At 62.7% G+C, this 2,690-nt stretch carries 4 protein-coding genes and 1 pseudogene; all 5 read right to left on the bottom strand.

Annotated elements, in window-relative coordinates:
- A partial coding sequence (locus tag GPT33_RS18610) for an Rpn family recombination-promoting nuclease/putative transposase (protein ID WP_296812097.1) occupies window positions 1-919 on the bottom strand: 919 nt, incomplete at its 3' end.
- 233 nt (window positions 920-1,152) lie between these two features.
- Window positions 1,153-1,506 (bottom strand): annotated as a pseudogene (locus tag GPT33_RS18615) (DUF4351 domain-containing protein); the annotation flags it as partial.
- Window positions 1,507-1,539: 33 nt separating this feature from the next.
- On the bottom strand, window positions 1,540-1,755 hold the full coding sequence (locus tag GPT33_RS18620) for a hypothetical protein (protein ID WP_296812100.1): 216 nt from the start codon (window positions 1,753-1,755) through the stop codon (window positions 1,540-1,542).
- Window positions 1,739-2,122, bottom strand: coding sequence for a PIN domain-containing protein (locus GPT33_RS18625; protein ID WP_296812103.1), 384 nt, complete (start codon window positions 2,120-2,122; stop codon window positions 1,739-1,741). The genes GPT33_RS18620 and GPT33_RS18625 overlap by 17 nt, the downstream gene beginning before the upstream one ends.
- Before the next feature lie 182 nt (window positions 2,123-2,304).
- Window positions 2,305-2,690: UDP binding domain-containing protein (locus tag GPT33_RS18630; RefSeq protein WP_296812106.1), on the bottom strand; the 386-nt coding region annotated here is incomplete at its 5' end.

A 2,690-nucleotide genomic window follows, 5' to 3' on the forward strand; every position in this document is an offset into this window, starting at 1 on the left:
GACCGAATCGGCGTCGCACCTGACGGACCAAGATGTGGCGGGTTGCCTCGCGACCTTGCTCCAAGCCTTGCGCCAGGCCTTGCTCCAAGCCTTGTTCCAAGCCTTGTTCCAAGCCTTCTCGTTTCCACTGATCGGTCCAGGTTTCCAAATTCTCCGCCAGCATGTGATACACCTCGCTGAGATCACCAAGGGGTGGCAGTTGCACGCCGGGCAGTCGCTTGGGCAGGAAGACGCGACCGAACCAAACCGCGAAGTCTCGGCGCAGGCCGGTCTGTTCCGGTGCCTTGAGCCAGTCGAGCAAGGCTTGCACGATGCCCATCGCCTCGCCCGCGCCGCGGCTGGCCTCGAGCCGAAACAGTGCAGCGCAGAGGTTGCGTTCGGGCAGGGGACCGGCTTTGGCGAGTCGTTGCTCGTCGAGCAGCAGGTAAGCCTGTCGCGGGCGATAGCGCTCGAGCACCGGCGGCGCCAGTTCGATGAGCGGCTCGAGCGTGTCGGCAGCACGCCAAGGCGTGACACCATTGTAGAGCACCACGGGCAGAACGGGCGGCAGACGTCCTGCGGCACTCAGGGTCCCGGCGCGAACGAGATCCTGGTAGAGCAGCCCGAGGTAGGTCTGGATGCGAACGGCCATCCAAGGATCGACGGTGGATTGGAATTCCAGCAGCAGATAGACGTAGAGCCAGTCGGGGCCCCAGCGCAGGCGCCAGACGATGTCGTCGGCGCGGTCGCGTAGGTCGTCGGTGACATAGCTCCCGCTGCAGCGCTCGAGGGTCTCGAGGTCGAGCGCTTCGACCCAATCGCCGGGCACGAAGCCGCGCAGTAGGTCGCGCACCATGGCGGCGTGGCTGTAGAGCAGTTTGTAGCCGCTGTCGTGCGTGGGGTCGCGCCGCTGTGCCTTGGATGTCTTCGGTGTCTTCATGTGGCCGAACGATTTCCCTCGCTTTTCGCTCGTTCCCCCTCGCCCTCGTTACCGAGCTCCCTCCACACCAACTCGCTCCCCACGCTCTGCGTGGGAGCGAGTTCTAGTCTGATTTGCGCCTCTCCCCCGACCCCTCCGTCGCGCGGGAGGGGAGATCGCTTTGATTGGGGGCATCCCGGTCGGGGTGCTGACAGCAACAGCCTACGGCATGTGAATCGCCGAGGTCTCGGGGCTCACCCCGCGTCGCCTCCGATCAGGTCATCGAGGCTGGCGGCATCGAAGATGCCGTCGAGCCAGGCGTCCAGTTGCGCGACCGCCGCCCTGTCGATCCGCTGCTCCGCGCCTGCGGGCAATGGGCCGAAGCGGCGCGCAAGCAGGCGCTTGAGACTGTCGGCCTTACCCTCGGCCTTGCCCTCGGCCTTGCCCTTGACCTCGCCCTTGGCCTCGCCTTCGGCAAAGATCGATTGATACGCCTTCGTCTCCTGAATCGGGGTCACTAAGTTCAGCATCGCCCAGATCTCCTTCGCGGTCAGTCCGCGAAATCGCTCGAAAAACCAAAACTCCAGCACTTGTCCCAGAATCTCACGGACTGGCCGGGTGGGTGCCGGCGAGGATGATCGTCAGGCCCTTGGCGTTGTGTCGAGCTCAGCCGACAGTTGGTTCGCGCGGGCAGCGATTTGCTCGATGCTCAAATCGGGCAAGCCTGTTTGGCGCCACGTCGTGTAATCGAACCTTTCTCGGTTGATGGAGACCACAAATCGCTCAGCTTCGACCAAACCGAGCGCGTCAATGAGAGCTCGCATGCCCCGCAGGCGGATTTCAGTTTCCGTTGTCATACCAGTGCTCCAACATGGCGAGAGCCTCTCCGGGCGGGATTACCTTTAGGGCCTCCGATGGCGACATCTTCTTGAGGAGCCGGTCGTCTGTCGTGACGAACAGGTCCGCACCGCCCGCCATCGCAGAGGCGACATGCAGGGCATCGTATCGGCCAAGCCCGCGTAATGACAGCTCCTGTGCTTTCGCGATGATTGCCGAGTCCGCGATCACGATGGCGCAGGCCAACGACCGCCATTGCTGGATAGCCAGGCGATGTTCATCGTAGGGGTTGTTCGCGTTCTCGAAGTCCAGCGTAGACGACCAGACTAAATCGCATTCGGACCGCTTCACTTTCTCCTGAATGAGGATCTTCGCTTCGGTCTCCACGCGAATGCGCGTTTGGGTCTGATCGTCGTAGGGGCGATTGAAGCAACACAGGTCGAGGTAAAGACGCATCAGTTTTATTTCATGGGCTTACGCGAATAGATAGGCGGCTTACCACGAAATCCACCGGTGAGGCGATCGCGTGGCACCACACAACCGATGATGATCGTTCTGTTTACTTTTGCCTAGAGCCGGCCGTCCACCGTATCGACCGGCAGAACGGACTTCACGTCGTAGAGGATCGCCTTGGGTTTGGCCCAGCGGCGGATCCCGGTCGCTCCCGTCTCGATGAAGTCGCGGTGGGCGACGGCGAGGATGACGGCGTCGTAGGTACCGGGCGGCGGGGCCTCGGGCAGGCACTCGAGGCCGTATTCGTGTTTGGCCTCGGCGCGGTCGATCCAGGGGTCGTAGCAGTCCACGGCGATGTTGTACTCGCGCAGGGCCTGGATGATGTCGATGACGCGGGTGTTGCGCAGGTCCGGGCAGTTTTCCTTGAAGGCAAAGCCGAGGACCAGGATGCGGCTGTTGCACACACCGATGCCGTTTTGGAGCATGCGCTTGACCACGGTCG

This window comes from Thiocapsa sp. (assembly GCF_011390875.1).
Lineage (GTDB): Bacteria > Pseudomonadota > Gammaproteobacteria > Chromatiales > Chromatiaceae > Thiocapsa.